Origin of the sequence: Enterobacter sp. 342, assembly GCF_036663495.1 — a bacterium.
Classification (GTDB): Bacteria; Pseudomonadota; Gammaproteobacteria; order Enterobacterales; family Enterobacteriaceae; genus Enterobacter.
In genome coordinates, this window is the sequence record NZ_JAWUEI010000007.1 from 38,899 (window position 1) to 55,528 (window position 16,630).

At 53.9% G+C, this 16,630-nt stretch carries 20 protein-coding genes; 6 read left to right on the forward strand and 14 right to left on the reverse strand.

Annotation, left to right across the window (positions count from 1 at the left end; genetic code table 11):
• Nucleotides 1–49 precede the first annotated feature (49 nt).
• The gene (locus V6E55_RS07705) at nt 50–766 is read left to right on the forward strand and encodes a DUF2884 domain-containing protein (RefSeq protein ID WP_236921136.1); all 717 of its coding nucleotides are present in this window, start codon (nt 50–52) and stop codon (nt 764–766) included.
• Between the two features lie 71 nt (nt 767–837).
• On the opposite strand, the gene V6E55_RS07710 is transcribed toward V6E55_RS07705, so the two are convergent.
• The 6 genes from V6E55_RS07710 to V6E55_RS07735 form a co-directional block, all read right to left on the reverse strand.
• Nucleotides 838–1,176 carry an endonuclease domain-containing protein gene (locus V6E55_RS07710; RefSeq protein ID WP_316942533.1) on the reverse strand — a complete coding sequence of 113 codons (339 nt, stop codon included), beginning with the start codon at nt 1,174–1,176 and terminating at the stop codon, nt 838–840.
• Nucleotides 1,177–1,239: 63 nt separating this feature from the next.
• On the reverse strand, nt 1,240–2,382 hold the full coding sequence (hemW, locus tag V6E55_RS07715) for a radical SAM family heme chaperone HemW (protein WP_316942535.1): 1,143 nt from the start codon (nt 2,380–2,382) through the stop codon (nt 1,240–1,242).
• Complete coding sequence (locus V6E55_RS07720) at nt 2,375–2,968, reverse strand: XTP/dITP diphosphatase (RefSeq protein WP_114979897.1); 594 nt, start codon at nt 2,966–2,968, stop codon at nt 2,375–2,377. Before V6E55_RS07720 ends, hemW begins: the two co-directional genes overlap by 8 nt.
• 3 nt (nt 2,969–2,971) lie before the next feature.
• Nucleotides 2,972–3,268 carry a DUF167 family protein YggU gene (gene yggU / locus V6E55_RS07725; RefSeq protein ID WP_014885193.1) on the reverse strand — a complete coding sequence of 99 codons (297 nt, stop codon included), beginning with the start codon at nt 3,266–3,268 and terminating at the stop codon, nt 2,972–2,974.
• Nucleotides 3,265–3,831, reverse strand: coding sequence for a YggT family protein (locus V6E55_RS07730; RefSeq protein ID WP_028018384.1), 567 nt, complete (start codon nt 3,829–3,831; stop codon nt 3,265–3,267). The genes yggU and V6E55_RS07730 overlap by 4 nt, the downstream gene beginning before the upstream one ends.
• A 21-nt stretch (nt 3,832–3,852) precedes the next feature.
• Complete coding sequence (locus V6E55_RS07735; protein WP_129995020.1) at nt 3,853–4,554, reverse strand: YggS family pyridoxal phosphate-dependent enzyme; 702 nt, start codon at nt 4,552–4,554, stop codon at nt 3,853–3,855.
• Between the two features lie 17 nt (nt 4,555–4,571).
• On the opposite strand from V6E55_RS07735, the gene V6E55_RS07740 reads away from it, so the two are divergent.
• Nucleotides 4,572–5,570 (forward strand): type IV pilus twitching motility protein PilT, encoded by a 999-nt coding sequence (locus tag V6E55_RS07740; RefSeq protein WP_316942536.1) that lies wholly within the window; start codon nt 4,572–4,574, stop codon nt 5,568–5,570.
• Here V6E55_RS07740 and ruvX read toward each other — a convergent pair.
• The 8 genes from ruvX to metK all read right to left on the reverse strand — a co-directional run bounded on the left by ruvX (nt 5,564) and on the right by metK (nt 12,649).
• Entirely contained in the window at nt 5,564–5,980 is a 417-nt protein-coding gene (ruvX, locus tag V6E55_RS07745; RefSeq protein WP_114979901.1) for a Holliday junction resolvase RuvX, read from the reverse strand. The two genes, V6E55_RS07740 and ruvX, sit on opposite strands and share 7 nt — an antisense overlap.
• Entirely contained in the window at nt 5,980–6,540 is a 561-nt protein-coding gene (locus V6E55_RS07750) for a YqgE/AlgH family protein (RefSeq protein ID WP_028018381.1), read from the reverse strand. The genes ruvX and V6E55_RS07750 overlap by 1 nt, the downstream gene beginning before the upstream one ends.
• Before the next feature lie 87 nt (nt 6,541–6,627).
• Nucleotides 6,628–7,575 (reverse strand): glutathione synthase, encoded by a 948-nt coding sequence (gene gshB / locus V6E55_RS07755; RefSeq protein ID WP_114979902.1) that lies wholly within the window; start codon nt 7,573–7,575, stop codon nt 6,628–6,630.
• Between the two features lie 19 nt (nt 7,576–7,594).
• Nucleotides 7,595–8,326 (reverse strand): 16S rRNA (uracil(1498)-N(3))-methyltransferase, encoded by a 732-nt coding sequence (rsmE, locus tag V6E55_RS07760; RefSeq protein WP_316942538.1) that lies wholly within the window; start codon nt 8,324–8,326, stop codon nt 7,595–7,597.
• 52 nt (nt 8,327–8,378) lie between these two features.
• Nucleotides 8,379–9,086, reverse strand: coding sequence for a deoxyribonuclease I (gene endA, locus V6E55_RS07765; RefSeq protein ID WP_114979904.1), 708 nt, complete (start codon nt 9,084–9,086; stop codon nt 8,379–8,381).
• Between the two features lie 94 nt (nt 9,087–9,180).
• Nucleotides 9,181–9,678 (reverse strand): SprT family zinc-dependent metalloprotease, encoded by a 498-nt coding sequence (locus tag V6E55_RS07770; protein ID WP_316942540.1) that lies wholly within the window; start codon nt 9,676–9,678, stop codon nt 9,181–9,183.
• 60 nt (nt 9,679–9,738) lie between these two features.
• Nucleotides 9,739–11,136, reverse strand: a complete 1,398-nt coding sequence (gene galP / locus V6E55_RS07775; protein ID WP_114979906.1) for a galactose/proton symporter — start codon at nt 11,134–11,136, stop codon at nt 9,739–9,741.
• Nucleotides 11,137–11,494: 358 nt separating this feature from the next.
• Complete coding sequence (metK, locus tag V6E55_RS07780) at nt 11,495–12,649, reverse strand: methionine adenosyltransferase (protein ID WP_114979907.1); 1,155 nt, start codon at nt 12,647–12,649, stop codon at nt 11,495–11,497.
• 425 nt (nt 12,650–13,074) lie between these two features.
• Between metK and V6E55_RS25790 the strand changes: the two genes are divergently transcribed.
• The 4 genes from V6E55_RS25790 to speB all read left to right on the forward strand — a co-directional run bounded on the left by V6E55_RS25790 (nt 13,075) and on the right by speB (nt 16,561).
• On the forward strand, nt 13,075–13,218 hold the full coding sequence (locus tag V6E55_RS25790; RefSeq protein WP_431603072.1) for a hypothetical protein: 144 nt from the start codon (nt 13,075–13,077) through the stop codon (nt 13,216–13,218).
• A gap of 94 nt (nt 13,219–13,312) precedes the next feature.
• Nucleotides 13,313–13,444: an acid stress response protein YqgB gene (gene yqgB / locus V6E55_RS07790; protein ID WP_127312443.1), complete on the forward strand. Its 132-nt coding sequence runs from the start codon at nt 13,313–13,315 to the stop codon at nt 13,442–13,444.
• Nucleotides 13,445–13,452: 8 nt separating this feature from the next.
• The gene (speA, locus tag V6E55_RS07795; RefSeq protein ID WP_114979908.1) at nt 13,453–15,429 is read left to right on the forward strand and encodes a biosynthetic arginine decarboxylase; all 1,977 of its coding nucleotides are present in this window, start codon (nt 13,453–13,455) and stop codon (nt 15,427–15,429) included.
• A 211-nt stretch (nt 15,430–15,640) separates the two neighbouring features.
• A complete protein-coding gene (speB, locus tag V6E55_RS07800) occupies nt 15,641–16,561 on the forward strand; it encodes an agmatinase (protein ID WP_025757725.1) in 921 nt (306 codons plus the stop codon).
• Nucleotides 16,562–16,630 lie beyond the last annotated feature (69 nt).

The window sequence follows — 16,630 nt, forward strand, 5'->3', positions numbered from 1 at the left end:
GTCAAGGGCCAGCATTAGCTGGCCCATTTTGTCTGAGGGAGTGTTTAAGATGCGCAAAACGTTGCTGGCTGTGGCTTTGATGGCAACCGGATTCACCGCCCATGCGGATTACAAATGTAGCGTCACCCCACGTGATGACGTGGTGTTAAGCCCGCAAACCGTGCAGGTCAAAGGCGAAAATGGCGATCTGGTGATTACGCCGGATGGTAACGTGACGTTTAATGGCAAGGTGTACAACCTGACTGCCGCGCAGCGTGAGCAGGCGAAAGATTACCAGTCCGATTTGCGTACCGCGCTACCGTGGATTGACCAGGGCGCTCTGACGCGCGTTGAGAAAAGCCGCGTTGCGCTGGATAAGATCATCACCAAAGAAGTGGGTGAGAGCAGTAATATGCGCACCCGTCTGACAAAGCTCGATAAACAGCTGAAAGAGCAGATGAACCGTATTATTGAGCATCGTACCGACGGCCTGACGTTCCACTACAAAGCGATTGATCAGGTCCGCGCTGACGGGCAGCAGCTGGTGAACCAGGCGATGGGCGGTATTCTGCAGGACAGCATCAACGAGATGGGGGCTAAAGCGGTGCTGAAAGGCGGCGGTAACCCATTGCAGGGCGTTTTAGGTAGCCTGGGCGGCCTGCAGACCTCGATTCAGAACGAATGGAAGAACCAGGAAGATGATTTCCAGCAATTCGGCAAAGACGTGTGTAAGCGCGTGGTGTCGCTGGAAGACAGCAGAAAGGCGCTGGTGGGGACGTTGAAGTAAGATCTCTGCGCGCTGGTCTCCCCAGGGGAGAGGGAGAGGGAGTAAGAGTTCCCTCTCCCTGTGGGAGAGGGTTAGGGTGAGGGCATCAGGCATTGCAGTCGTTGAAGAATGAGATTTAACACTGCTTCTTCGTTAACGCGAAATTCATTATTCCAGAACCGCATAACCTCCCAACCGTTAGTTTTCAAATATGCAGTCCGCCGCTGATCGTAGGCCTCTTCGTCCTGATGTTGTCCCCCATCCAGCTCAATAATCAGTTTCGCCTTAAGGCAGGAAAAATCAACGACATACGCGCCGATCGGCATCTGGCGGCGAAACTTATATCCAAAGAAATGACGACCTCGAAGCAAATACCAGAGGCGTAATTCTTCGGGCGTCATTTGTTTGCGAAGTTGTTTTGATTTTTCCATCCTCACACTCTGTCAGCCTTTCCCTCAGCTGGCAGAACGGGATGCAAAATCCTGAATCAGCCTTCAGGGAGCTTCAGCGAGGAACAGCTCAAGAAGAGAGTTTAAGAACAGTTTGCCGTGCTCGGTGATTTGCCAGTATTCATCACATTCGGTCAGATACCCCTGCGCCAGCGCTTCGTCAATCTGCGGACGAATCACAGCTTCCGGCAGGCCGGTGTAGAGTTCGAACTCTTTACGCGGCGCGGCTTCCAGCAGGCGGAAACGGTTCATAAAGAACTCAAACGGCTTATCCGCCGCCTCAACGTCATGCTGACGCTCCAGGTAGCGACCTTCCATATACCCACGCGGGTGGCGAGTCTTGGCCGTGCGCAGAATACGCCCGTCCGGGAACGTCACTTTACCGTGAGCGCCGCAGCCAATCCCCAGGTAATCACCAAAACGCCAGTAGTTCAGGTTGTGTTGACACTGGTAGCCCGGCTTTGCATAGGCAGACGTTTCATACTGCTGGTAACCCGCAGCGGTCAGAAGCTGATGGCCCTGCTCGAAGATATCCCACAGCGCGTCGTCATCCGGCAGTACCGGAGGGCGGGAACCAAACAGCGTGTTCGGCTCAATGGTGAGCTGGTACCACGAAAGATGCGGTGGGTTCAGCTCGATCGCCTGGCGCAAATCGTCCAGCGCCTCGTCCAGCGACTGGTCCGGCAGGCCGTGCATCAGATCGAGGTTAAAGCTGCGCAGGCCCAGCCCTGTAGCCAGCTTTGCCGCACGCTTCGCCTCTTCCGGGCCGTGAATACGCCCCAGACGTTTTAACTTCGGCTCGCTAAAGCTCTGCACGCCGATGGAAATACGGTTCACGCCCGCACGTTGATAATCGACAAAACGGTCAGCTTCAACGGTGCCGGGGTTGGCTTCCATTGTGATTTCAGCATCTGCTGCCAGGTTCAGGCGCACACGCACGCCGTCCAGCAGCGTTTGCATCGCCGGACCTGACAGCAGGCTCGGTGTACCGCCACCAATAAAAATGGTCTTAACTTCACGTCCCTGTGCGTAAGGTACATCGGTATCCAGGTCGGCCAGCAGATGTGCAACGTAGTCATCGTGTGGCACTTCACCTTTCAGCGCGTGCGAATTGAAATCGCAGTACGGGCATTTCTGCACGCACCACGGGATGTGAATATAAAGACTCAGAGGTGGCAAATTAGCCATTACGTAACGCTTCCAGTAACAGTTTCAGTGCGCGTCCACGGTGGGATATCGCGCTTTTCTCTTCACGGGTCAGTTCCGCCGCGGTTTTACCCTCAGACGGAACAAAGAAAATCGGGTCATAACCAAAGCCGCCGTTGCCTGCTGCTTCACGAGTAATCACACCCGGCCAGCTACCGTGGCAGACGATGGGTGTTGGGTCTTCAGCATGACGCATATACACCAGCACACAGTGGAACTGCGCGGAACGCTGTTCGGCAGGCACATCTTTCAGGGCGACAAGCAGCTTTTCCAGATTCTGCTGATCGGTTGCGTCTACGCCAGAATAGCGCGCGGAGTAGATCCCCGGCGCACCACCGAGAACATCCACGGCCAGGCCGGAATCATCGGCAATTGCGGGCAGGCCTGTTATCTGCGAGGCATGACGTGCTTTCAGGATCGCGTTTTCGATAAACGTCAGGCCTGTTTCTTCGGCGGAGTCGACACCGAGTTCGGTCTGGGCAACCACATCCAGCCCAAAATCATTTAATAGCGAGGCCAGCTCGCGTACTTTACCGGCATTACCGGTCGCGAGAACAACTTTCTGCATGGTTTAGTCCTGTTCTGTCAGTGCCGCGACTTCCGTCGGGATAGATTGCGGGTTGAGGATTTTTACCTGTTTATGCCGCCCAAGTTCGCCTTTTTCGATGATGACCTGGCTTTTCGCCACGCGAAACTGTTTTGCCAGATATTTGGTCAAATGCGCGTTCGCCTGGCCGTCAACGGGTGGGGCAGTGATGGCGACTTTTAACTCGTCGCCATGCAGTCCAACAATACTGTCACGGCTGGCTTTCGGCTGAATATACAGCCGCAAAACCAGCCCGTCAGCGCAGGTGCTTACGGCGCTCATAGCGCCATCCACAGCCCCGGCAGCAGCATATCGCCCGTGGACTGTAATAGCTCAGCGATGCCCATATTGATCACATAGAGCAGCAGAACCAGGATCATTGGGGAAAAATCGATGCCGCCCATAGACGGAAGCAGGTTACGGATCGGGCGCAGCAGAGGTTCGGCCAGTTGCATCAGTGCGTACTCCACCGGGCTACGACCCTGGCTCACCCAGCTCATGATTGCCATGACCAGAAGCACCCAGAAGATCAGCAGACCGACGGTTTTAATCAGGATCAGTACCGCCGCAATCCAGATAATCGGCTGGAAGGTGATGACCATAAACAGCACAATCGCTTTGATAATGCTCAGAATAAACGCCACCAGCACAGAAGCACTGTCGATGGGCCCCATCGCCGGGATAATACGACGCAGCGGTCCGACAACAGGCTGCGTGATTTTCACGACAAACTGCGAGAATGGGTTGTAAAAATCAACACGGGCCCACTGCATCCAGACGCGCAACAAAAGCGCCATCGTATACAGCTCAATGACCGTTGAGAGCAGGAAAGTCAACGTCTTCATGGCGTTCCTCAGGTTTCCTTATTATTTTGAGTAGTCGCGCGCACCGAAAATTGCCGTACCGATGCGCACCATAGTGCTGCCTGCCGCGATGGCGGCTTCCATATCATCCGACATGCCCAGAGAAAGCGTGTCTACCGTTTGATAGCGCGTTTTAAGCGCCTCAAATGCTACAGCCATTTGCTGTGCTACGGCAAACTGCCTTTCATAACTTGACTCGGGCGCCGGTATTGCCATCAATCCACGCAGTGTTAAATGCGGCAATTCGGCGACTTCTGCGGCCAGTGCATCCAGTTCGTCCAGAGTAATGCCGGACTTGCTGTTTTCGTCACTGATGTTGACCTGAATCAGCACATTAAGAGCGGGCATTTCAGCCGGACGCTGCTCGTTCAGACGGGTAGCGATGCGCAGACGGTCAATGGTATGACACCAGTCGAAGTGTTCCGCGACCAGTCGGCTTTTGTTCGACTGCAGTGGGCCAATAAAGTGCCATTGCAGATCCGTAATCCCCTGTTCCTGGAAGTAGCGAATTTTATCCACGCCTTCCTGCACATAGTTTTCGCCAAACGCCCGCTGGCCAGCATCAATTGCTTCTGCGATGGCGCTCGCAGGCTTAGTTTTGCTGACTGCAAGTAACGTAATTTCTTCTGAAGCACGGCCGCAACGTGTTGCTGCAGCTGAGATTTTGTCCCGGACCTGTGCCAGGTTATGCGCAATGTCGTTCATTTTCCGAGGAGTAGTCTATGGATGTGGAAGAAATTGTGGCCCTTAGTGTAAAGCATAATGTCTCCGATCTACACCTGTGCAGTGATTCGCCACCTCGCTGGCGTAGATTAGGCCGTCTTGAACCGGCACCGTTTCCGCCTCCTGATGTCGAGGCATTGTTAAAAGGGTGGCTGAATGATGAGCAGCAGGGAGCATGGTGGGCAAACGGGCAGGCGGATTTTGCCGTAACCATTGCAGGAGGCCAGCGTTTGCGCGGCAGTGCCTTTAAACAGATGAAAGGGGTCTCTGTGACGCTACGGCTGTTGCCGCGAAGCTGTCCGCAACTCGCTTCGCTGGGGGTACCACGGGCTGTGCCGGAACTGCTAACGAACGACAACGGATTGATTCTGGTCACGGGCGCGACCGGCAGCGGCAAATCCACCACGCTGGCGGCGATGGTCGATTTTCTCAACCGTAATACTGACGGCCATATCCTGACGCTCGAAGATCCGGTGGAGTTTATGTACCAGAGTGAACGCTGCCTGATACAGCAGCGAGAGATTGGCCAGCACAGTCCGTCATTCGCCGAGGCGCTACGCAGCGCGTTACGCGAGGATCCTGACATTATTCTGCTGGGGGAACTGCGCGATAGCGAAACGATCCGTCTGGCGCTGACGGCGGCGGAAACCGGGCATCTGGTGCTGGCAACCTTGCATACGCGCGGTGCATCCCAGGCGATTGAACGGCTGGTCGATACGTTCCCTGCTCAGGAGAAAGATCCGGTGCGTAATCAACTGGCCGGCAGCCTGCGGGCGGTACTGGCGCAAAAGCTACTCCCCGATCTACAGGGCGGTCGCGTGGCGCTGTATGAACTGCTGGTGAACACAGCGGCTGCAGCGAATCTCATTCGTGAAGGAAAAACGTGGCAACTGCCCGGTATCATTCAAACCGGTCAGCAGGTGGGGATGCAGAACTTTGACCAGAGCCTGGCAGAAAGGCGGGCACAGGGGCGACTTCAGGCTCCCTGTGCTCAGTAGCCCTGTTCGAAATAGCTTTCGAGAATGATGACGGCAGAAGCAGAGTCTACGCTGCCTTTGTTGAGCGCCCGGAAGCCCCCATGCTCAAACAGGCCTGCACGCGCTTCGACAGTGCTAAGACGCTCGTCGTGAAGCTTTACAGAAACGCCAAAGCGGCCATGGATTTTATTGGCAAACTTTCGCGCTCTGGCGGTCAGTGGCTGCTCTGTACCATCCATATTCAGCGGCAGTCCAACGATAACATCATCCGGCTGCCACTCTTTGAGCAGACGCTCAATAAGATTCCAGTCAGGCGTGCCGTCGTTGGCCTTCAGTGCCGCGAGCGGACGGGCGGTACCCGTGATGCGCTGACCCACGGCGACACCGATGCTTTTTGTACCAAAATCGAAGGCCAGAAGTGTTCCGCTCATCAGGCGTGCCCCGCTACGCCAGGCATGGTCAGAATATCAATGCCAATCAGTTTCGCCGCCTCACGCCAGCGATCGGCGATAGGGGTTTTAAACAGGATATTCATGTCCGCAGGTGCCGTAAGCCAGGCGTTATCGAGTAGCTCTTGCTCAAGCTGGCCTTTTTCCCATGACGAGTAGCCCAGCGCCACCAGTACTTCAGAAGGCTGCTCTGCAGTACCCAGCGTTTCAAGCACGTCGCGTGAGGTTGTGATGACAGTATTGTCAGAGATTCGAATACTGGAAGAGAACTCTGGCGGCGTGTGCAGGATAAAACCACGGTCTTCTGCAAGAGGTCCGCCCAGCATCACCGGTTTATCAAGCCGGATTTCCGGCAGGCGCGCTTCAGCCGAAATTTTCAGCTTTTCCAGAATCCCCTCAACCTGGAGGTTTTCCAGCGGTTTGTTGATGATGATACCCATCGCACCGTCTTCGTTGTACTCGCAAATATAAACCACGGCGCGGCGAAAAATCGGATCCTGGAGAGCAGGCATGGCAATAAGAAAGTGATGCTGTAAATTCATTGTCAGAGGTACTGTTTCCTGGTTTAAAAAGCGACAGCGCCCAGTATGCGGACAAACTGTGGGGCTGTCACTAATAGTATTAGTAAGTTATTTCTGGATACGTTTCTCGATCGCGTCCATCAGCATTCCGGTAATCGAAATCGGGAATTCCGCTTCGATTTCACGAATGCAAGTCGGGCTGGTAACGTTCACTTCAGTCAGGCGGTCGCCGATGATATCCAGACCAACAAAAATCAGACCTTTGGCTTTAAGCGTTGGGCCGACGCGGCGGGCAATTTCCCAGTCGCTTTCGGTCAATGGACGCGGCTCACCACGGCCACCAGCCGCCAGGTTGCCACGGGTTTCGCCACCCTGCGGGATACGTGCCAGGCAGTAAGGAACCGGCTCGCCATCCACGACCAGAACGCGTTTATCCCCATCTTTAATGGCAGGAAGGTAGTTCTGGGCCATGCAGTAACGGGTGCCGAGTTCGGTCAGCGTTTCAGCAATTACACCAATATTCGGGTCGCTTTCTTTCACGCGGAAGATTGACGCACCACCCATCCCATCCAGCGGTTTCATGATGATATCGCCGTGCTTTTGCCAGAATTCTTTCAGCTGCGCTTTGCTGCGGGTTACCAGGGTTTCCGGCGTCAGGTCAGAGAACCAGGCGGTGTAGAGCTTCTCGTTACAGTCGCGCAGGCTCTGCGGTTTGTTGACGATCAGGGTGCCTTTCTCTTCGGCACGCTCAAGAATGTAGGTGCAGTAGATGTATTCGGTGTCGAACGGCGGATCTTTACGCATCAGGATGACATTAAGATCGGCAAGCTGGATATCCTGCTCGGTGCCGAATTCATACCATTTGTCGTAGTTCTGCTCGACGTTAACGATGCGGGTGCGTGCGCGAGCTTCACCGTTGATCAGATAAAGATCGTTCATCTCCATGTAGTGGAGTTCATAGCCGCGACGCTGTGCTTCCAGCAGCATTGCGAAGCTGGAATCTTTCTTGATATTAATGTTTGCGATGGGGTCCATCACGATGCCGAGCTTTATCATGTGCTTCTCCGTTAATGCTTCAACCCAGATCGCCAAACCGTACCTGTAGCGCGGTAATGGCCGTGAGTGCCGTTGTCTCAGTGCGCAGAACGCGAGGTCCCAACAGAATATCAGTAAACTGGTAACGTGCCGTCATCGCTATTTCGTCGGCCGACAGGCCGCCTTCCGGGCCAATCAACAGGCGTACACGTTCAACGGGCAGCGGCAGCGTATTGATACTGGCGCTGGCGCGTGGATGAAGATTGAGCTTCAGCCCGTTCTCTTCTTCAGCACACCAGTCCTCCAGAGCCATCGCCGGGCGGATCTCCGGAATACGGTTGCGGCCACTCTGTTCACAGGCAGCAATGGCGATTTTCTGCCATTGCTGGATCTTTTTGTTCAGACGTTCCGCATCCAGTTTAACGCCACAGCGCTCAGAAAAAAGTGGCGTAATGAGGCTTACACCCAGTTCAATCGATTTCTGGATGGTGAATTCCATCTTTTCACCGCGCGACATCACCTGGCCTAAATGAATATGCAGCGGCGATTCACGGTCATCCACTTCGCCACGCAGCACATTTACGTGCACACTTTTCTTATCCGCTCGCGTGATTTCGGCGTCGAAAACCTGATTAGATCCGTCAAATAGCAGTATGGCCTGGCCTGCACCCATGCGCAGCACACGGCCAACGTGGTTGGCGGCTTCATCAGACAGGGCGATTTCGCGACCTGCGGTAATCAGTTCAGGGTGGTAGATGCGAGGAATGCGCATAGTCAGAAATTCCATTAGTCATGCGATGTAAGCGAATTGCCGCTAGTGTAGGTTAGCTCTTTTGCGCCTGGCAAGCCCGCTGGACATAAGGGTTATGATTCCCCTGAACTCTGGCGATACGTTCGTCGCGCTGGCATTCCCACTCCGTTACCGGGTATTGCTTATCCCATGCATTGAACAGTTGGGTTTGCTGACGCGAAAGGTTGAGGTCGTAACGGTCACGCATATAGAAGTAGGTGCGGGCGATACTGCCGCGCGCGCGGGCTGGAGGCTCGGCAACTTTCTCTTTGAAATCAACCTTCATACCGCACTGTCCGTACTGGCCTTCGCCACCGTTCCACTGGCTGTACATAAAGTTGCCGCGGTCGCCATTCACTTCACCCACGGCGGGTTGCAGGTTATGCATATCGCTTTCCATCTGGCGATAAACCGGGTCGCTGGCGCAGTTTTTACGTCCGCCATCCTGCCAGCACTGACGCTGGTGGCCAAACTGCCATGCCGGCACCACATGTTCCCATTCGATGCGGCTGGCTCGATTCTCGTTTTTACGCACTTTATAGCCGCAGGACTCCAGGTCAACGATCCCTTTTTTACCCTGCCAGTTAATCTTACAGCCACAATAAAAATCACCGGGAACGTCCGCGTTAACTTTTACACCTGCGGCTTTAGCCTGAGAGAAACTATTGATACCGTCGGCCAGTGCATGGCCTGAGAGCGCCGTCGTCAGAAAAGCGACCGCGAGAGAGAAATTACGGGACATCTTACACTCCGTGTCAAAACGAGCCCGCAACGTAACGAATGTTGTTCCTGTATGCAATCAGTCAGATCAGAAAAGTTCCTGAAAGTTCAGCTGATTATTCCGCGATCAGCGGTTCGCCACATTTGACACAGCGGTAGGTTGCTTCGCCTCGCACCACGCGATTGTGACGGCGAACGGTGAGCTGATGCTGCTGACACTGGCAGCGGTAAGAGTAGGTATTGCGGCGTACTGATTCCAGCTCGAACTGATGGGTTCTGCGAGCCGGAACACCGAGCACGGCTTCCATCATCCATTTCCACTCTTTTCCGTGAGGTGCGACGCGGCCAAAGTGTTTCCATACCAGAAGGTGTGCCAGCTCGTGCGGAACCACTTCCTCGATGAACGCCTGCTGGTTTTCCATCATTAACACCGGATTAAGGCGGATCTCGTAAGACTCCAGCCTCGCGGTACCCGCTGCGGTTCCACGCTGCTGGTAGACGAGTTTGGGTTCAGGATAATTGCGGCCGAGCTTCAGGTTCGCCTGGGCGAGTTTTTCCCGCAGGCTGCGCATAACGGCTTGCTGGATGGCAATGGGGAGACGGGGTGCTTTCATAGGGGCAGAGCATAAAACGCGAAGCGGGGAGGTGCAAGGGGCACCTCCCCGTGAGGGGAATTAGTCGTGGGCGCCGATTTCGCGCAGCGGACGACCTTTCATCAGGTTACGTTCTATATGTTCCAGCGAAACGTGTTTGGTTTCTGGAACCAGCCAGATAGTCAGAACAATAAAGAACAGGTTCAGACCAGAGTAGACCCAGAATGTGTTGGCATTCCCCAGACTGTTGAGCATGGTCAGGAAGGTTGCGCCGACAATCATGTTTGCCACCCAGTTGGTCGCGGTTGAGCAAGTGATACCAAAATCACGCCCTTTCAGCGGCTGAATTTCGGAGCACAGCACCCAGATCAGTGGACCTGCACTCATCGCGAAACCAACGATGAACATCAGTAGCATGGCCACGGCAAAGTATTGTGCTGACGATGAGTGAATGCCCACATGCATCATGGTGCCGAGCACACCCATCCCAACAGCCATCACCAGGAAGCCCAGTGTTAGCGTTGGTTTGCGTCCCCAGCGGTCAACCAGGCCGATGGCGATAAAGGTTGCCAGCACGTTGGTCAGACCCACGATGACGGTACCCCACATCTGCTCGGTGGTATTGGTGTAACCCGCCAGTTCAAAGATTTTTGGCGCGTAATACATGATGACATTCATCCCGGTGAACTGTTGCATTACCTGCAGCAGCACGCCGAGGAACACCGCGCGGCGGAAGTTGCTGTTCTCTTTAAATAGCGCCCAGCCGGACTGTTTCACTTTCAGGCTTTCGCGGATCTCTTCCAGCTCGTTTTTCGCTTCTGCACTGGTATCACGCAGGCGCAGTAGCACGCGTTCTGCATCAACGAAGCGGCGTTTGGCGGCAAACCAGCGTGGGCTGTCCGGCAGGAAGAACACGCCAATCAGCAACAGAATGGCCGGGATGATGATCACGCCGAGCATCCAGCGCCATGCGCCGCTGTAGCTAAATGCGGTATCAGAAAGGTACGCGCCCAAAATACCGATGGTGATCATCAACTGGTACATGGAAATCATACTGCCGCGGATTTTCTCCGGTGCAATTTCAGACAGGTAGAGTGGGGCGGTATATGACGCCACCCCTACGGCCAGGCCGAGCAGCACGCGGGAAACCAGCAGCACTTCTACGTTTGGCGCCGCCGCCGAGAACAGTGAACCGGCCACGAACAGGATAGCGCCGATCATCAGGCTTTTTTTACGGCCCAGTTTGAAGGAGAGCCAACCGCTGCCGACTGCACCAACCGCTGCGCCGAACATCATGGAGCTCACCACCCATTCCTGAGTGTGGGCACTTATCTGAAACTCATCGGTGATGAAGGGGAGCGCACCGGCTATCACGCCGATATCCAGGCCAAAGAGTAATCCTGCCAGGGCGGCGAGGAAGCAGACGAAGAAAGTCATCGCCTTGTTGGACGTACGCCCCTGTTTTTTATTGTCAGGCATTATGCCCTCCAGTTGGGTTATCAGTTTTATTGATATTAAGGGTAGGTGAGTGACCCGCAAAAATATGTGAGATTAATCACAATGGTGTAATCGGTTACACTAACTTGTAATCGTCAATAATATTAACGCTTTGAAAATATAGAGGTAAACGGAGTGATATGCATCACGAAAGACGAGATTTCAGACTTAACTTAAATGGAATGTAACGGCAGAAAAAAGATGCTCATGCAAAGAGATTGTTCTGAAAGAAAAGCATGAAAATAGAGGTGGAATCGATTACATAGGGTGCAGTTTTGAGCTACCAGCCGACAAAAAAAAAGCCAGCACAAAGGCTGGCCTGTTTAACGCCGTCAGTCGATTATTTCAGACCGGCAGCTTCACGCAGCAGAGCGGCTTTGTCGGTTTTTTCCCATGGGAAATGTTCACGACCAAAGTGACCGTATGCAGCGGTTTCTTTGTAGATAGGGTGCAGCAGATCCAGCATCTGAATCAGACCGTATGGACGCAGGTCGAAGAACTCACGCACCAGCAGAGTCAGCTGTTCTGAAGGTACTTTCTCAGTACCGAAGGTTTCAACCATGATGGAGGTTGGTTCAGCTACGCCGATAGCGTAGGACACCTGAATCTCACAACGGTCAGCCAGACCTGCAGCAACGATGTTTTTCGCAACATAACGCGCGGCATACGCAGCAGAGCGGTCAACTTTTGATGGATCTTTACCAGAGAACGCACCACCACCGTGACGTGCCATGCCGCCGTAAGTATCAACGATGATTTTACGACCAGTCAGGCCGCAGTCACCCATTGGGCCGCCGATAACAAAGCGTCCGGTTGGGTTGATGAAGAATTTGGTTGCTGAGCTCAGCCATTCACCAGGCAGAACTGGCTTGATGATCTCTTCCATCACTGCTTCTTGCAGGGATTTCTGGTCAATCTCTTCGGAATGCTGGGTAGACAGAACTACCGCGTCGATACCGACGATTTTGCCATCGTCGTACTGGAAGGTGACCTGGCTTTTCGCATCCGGGCGCAGCCACGGCAGGGTGCCGTTTTTACGCACTTCAGCCTGACGCTGCACCAGACGGTGTGCGTAGGTCACAGGTGCTGGCATCAGCACGTCAGTTTCGTTGGTTGCATAACCGAACATCAGACCCTGGTCGCCCGCGCCCTGTTCCAGCGGATCGGCACGGTCCACGCCCTGGTTGATGTCTGGAGACTGTTTGCCAATTGCACTCAGTACCGCGCAGGAGTTGGCATCAAAGCCCATATCAGAATGGACATAACCGATTTCACGCACCGTGTTACGGGTGATCTCTTCGATATCAACCCATGCGCTGGTGGTGATCTCACCGCCAACCAGAACCATGCCGGTTTTGACATAGGTTTCACACGCCACGCGCGCTTTTGGATCCTGGGTCAGGATCGCATCCAGCACCGCATCGGAGATTTGGTCAGCAATTTTATCAGGATGTCCTTCTGATACGGACTCGGACGTAAACAGGTGTTTTGCCATGTTTTATTTCACCTAAGAGGAATTTGGTTAGCTCAAGCTGCTGTGTAGAATAGCCAAAGGAGATAATTCTACCAAGGCCTGCAGGTTTTTGACACTGGCAGTCTGAGTGTTAATCAGTATGGATGGATTAACATCTGGACGTCTATTTTAGGTCACTTCTTCACCCGATTTCCAGTTTTTTTTGACTAACCTCTCGCTGAGTTGAAAAGGCTACTGGAAATTTTTCCTGACGGTACTGGCAACACGCGCATTTTTGTTTTGCTTTTTAGCCCCCTTCTCGGTATAAAACGCGGCGCGCGGCTCATACAAAAAAAGCGCTCGATGAACTCATCGTGTCGCCACTTCCAGCCGGGTTAAGCAGTGAACTTTTAGCTTTGGCTTGTGGTCCGTTTCAGCAGGAGCGGCCGTGGAGGTGATACGAGATAATGAACCATCGTTTTCCGCTAATTCAGCGCAGCCGTTCTGGCGCGCATTTGATTCCCGCAACCCGCATTTCTAGTCTGCAAACCTGCCGATGTTATACCCATCTCGGCGCTTCTCAGGATTCCAGGGCCGGTAACGCTTTGTGAAAACTGAACAAGGGCGCTCTTGTTAATACAAGAGTTTTCTCGTGGTTTCGCCGAACCTTGTCATACAGAGTTCGGATACGTGTTTTACAATGATATGAATAAGAAACCGGTCGCACGGTCTGGATTTCAGCATACTCTGCTGGGAAACGGAGCCGTTTATGGGTTGTTATCGCCGTATAACGCTGCGATAGTAGTCAACTGTTTTACACTTAATACAAAGAGTTGAGGTTCGCTATGTCTGACGACATGTCTTCTTTTTCGCCTTCGTCAGCGGGCGAACAGGGTGTACTACGTTCTATGCAGGAGGTTGCGATGAGCTCCCAGGAAGCCAGCAAGATGCTGCGCACTTACAATATTGCCTGGTGGGGCAATAACTACTACGACGTCAACGAACTGGGCCACATCAGCGTCTGCCCGGATCCCGACGTCCCTGAAGCGCGCGTGGATCTCGCCAAACTGGTGAAAGCCCGCGAAGCACAGGGCCAGCGTTTGCCTGCACTGTTCTGCTTCCCGCAGATCCTGCAACATCGTCTGCGTTCGATTAACGCCGCGTTCAAACGTGCGCGTGAATCCTATGGTTATAAAGGCGACTACTTCCTGGTTTACCCTATCAAGGTAAATCAGCACCGCCGCGTGATTGAATCTTTGATCCACTCCGGTGAACCGCTGGGCCTGGAAGCGGGCTCAAAAGCAGAGCTGATGGCCGTGCTGGCGCATGCGGGCATGACCCGTTCTGTAATCGTCTGTAACGGCTATAAAGACCGTGAATACATTCGTCTGGCGCTGATTGGCGAGAAGATGGGCCATAAGGTCTACCTGGTTATCGAGAAGATGACCGAAATCGCTATTGTGCTGGAAGAAGCCGAGCGTCTGAATGTGGTGCCTCGCCTGGGTGTGCGTGCGCGTCTGGCCTCGCAGGGGTCCGGTAAATGGCAGTCTTCCGGCGGCGAAAAATCCAAATTCGGCCTTGCGGCAAACCAGGTTCTGCAACTGGTAGAAATTCTGCGTGAGCGCGGTCGTCTGGACAGCATTCAGCTGCTGCACTTCCACCTCGGTTCGCAGATGGCTAACATTCGCGACATCGCCACCGGCGTGCGTGAGTCCGCGCGTTTTTACGTTGAGCTGCACAAGCTCGGCGTCAATATTCAGTGCTTTGACGTGGGCGGCGGCCTGGGTGTGGACTATGAAGGCACGCGTTCTCAGTCCGACTGCTCTGTGAACTACGGCCTGAACGAATATGCTAACAACATCATCTGGGCGATTGGCGATGCGTGTGAAGAACACGGTTTGCCGCATCCGACGGTGATCACTGAATCTGGCCGCGCAGTAACCGCGCACCATACGGTGCTGGTGTCCAACATTATCGGCGTAGAGCGTAGCGAAATTTCCGAAGCCACGCCGCCGCAGGCTGATGCACCTCGTTCCCTGCAAAATATGTGGGAAACCTGGCAGGAGATGCACGAACCGGGTACGCGCCGTTCCCTGCGTGAGTGGCTGCACGACAGCCAGATGGATCTGCACGATATTCACGTTGGCTACTCTTCAGGTAACTTTAGCCTGCAGGAGCGCGCGTGGGCCGAACAGCTCTATCTGAACATGTGCCATGAAGTGCAGAAACAGCTCGACCCGAGCAACCGCGCGCACCGTCCGATTATCGACGAGCTGCAGGAACGTATGGCGGACAAGATTTACGTCAACTTCTCCCTGTTCCAGTCGATGCCGGATGCCTGGGGTATCGATCAACTGTTCCCGGTTCTGCCGCTGGAAGGGTTGAACCATGCTCCGGAACGTCGTGCGGTGCTGCTGGACATCACCTGTGATTCCGACGGTGCTATCGACCACTACGTGGATGGCGATGGTATTGCGACTACCATGCCAATGCCAGAATACGACCCAGAGAACCCGCCAATGTTGGGCTTCTTCATGGTCGGGGCATACCAGGAGATCCTCGGTAACATGCACAACCTGTTCGGTGATACTGAAGCGGTTGACGTGTTTGTCTTCCCTGACGGAAGTGTGGAAGTGGAGTTGTCTGACGAAGGCGACACCGTGGCGGACATGCTGGAATACGTTCAGCTGGATCCGAAAACGTTGCTAACCCAGTTCCGCGATCAGGTGAAAAACACCGGTCTGGACGATGCACTACAGCAGCAGTTCCTGGAAGAGTTTGAAGCGGGTCTGTACGGGTACACCTACCTGGAAGACGAGTAAGATCTTTTTCCCTCTCCCATGGGGAGAGGGGTGAGGTGAGGGGCAAAGACCGCTCCATCACCTATACTCTCTTGAACCCGTATGAATTAACGGTGATAATTCGCCCCAATATGCTATTTACGAATCAATCCCTTCCTCGTCGGGTTTAACGACGCGGAGGGGATTTTTTTTCATCTGTTTTTAATGTATCGACTTTAAAAGAGGTCAGGACATGAGCACTTTAGGTCATCAGTACGATAACTCTCTGGTATCTAACGCGTTTGGTTTTTTACGCCTTCCGATGAACTTCCAGCCGTACGACAGCGATGCCGACTGGGTTATCACTGGCGTGCCATTTGATATGGCTACCTCTGGCCGTGCTGGTGGGCGTCATGGCCCGGCAGCCATCCGTCAGGTATCGACTAACCTGGCCTGGGAGCACAATCGCTTCCCGTGGAACTTCGACATGCGTGAGCGCCTTAACGTAGTTGACTGTGGTGACCTGGTTTACGCTTTTGGCGACGCGCGTGAGATGAGCGAAAAACTCCAGGCGCACGCCGAGAAGCTGCTGGCAGCAGGTAAGCGTATGCTCTCCTTCGGTGGTGACCATTTTGTGACTCTGCCACTGCTGCGTGCGCACGCAAAACACTTCGGTAAAATGGCGCTGGTGCACTTTGATGCCCATACAGACACTTATGCGAACGGCTGTGAATTTGATCACGGCACTATGTTCTTTACCGCGCCAAACGAAGGTCTTATCGATCCAAACCACTCCGTGCAGATCGGTATTCGTACTGAGTTCGATAAAGATAACGGCTTTACCGTGCTGGATGCCTGCCAGGTAAACGATCGCGGTGTTGACGACATCATTGCACAGGTGAAGCAGATCGTGGGTGACATGCCGGTCTACCTGACCTTCGATATCGATTGTCTGGATCCAGCGTTTGCTCCGGGTACCGGTACCCCGGTGATCGGCGGCCTGACTTCTGACCGTGCCATCAAACTGGTTCGTGGTCTGAAAGATCTGAACATCGTCGGGATGGACGTAGTGGAAGTGGCTCCGGCTTACGATCAGTCCGAAATTACCGCTCTGGCTGCGGCGACGCTGGCACTGGAAATGCTCTACATCCAGGCTGCGAAAAAAGGCGAGTAAGTTTAGCGGTTAAGTAAAAGCCCTCACCAGCTGGTGAGGGCTTTTTTATGCTTTTTAAAAGGAGGTAAA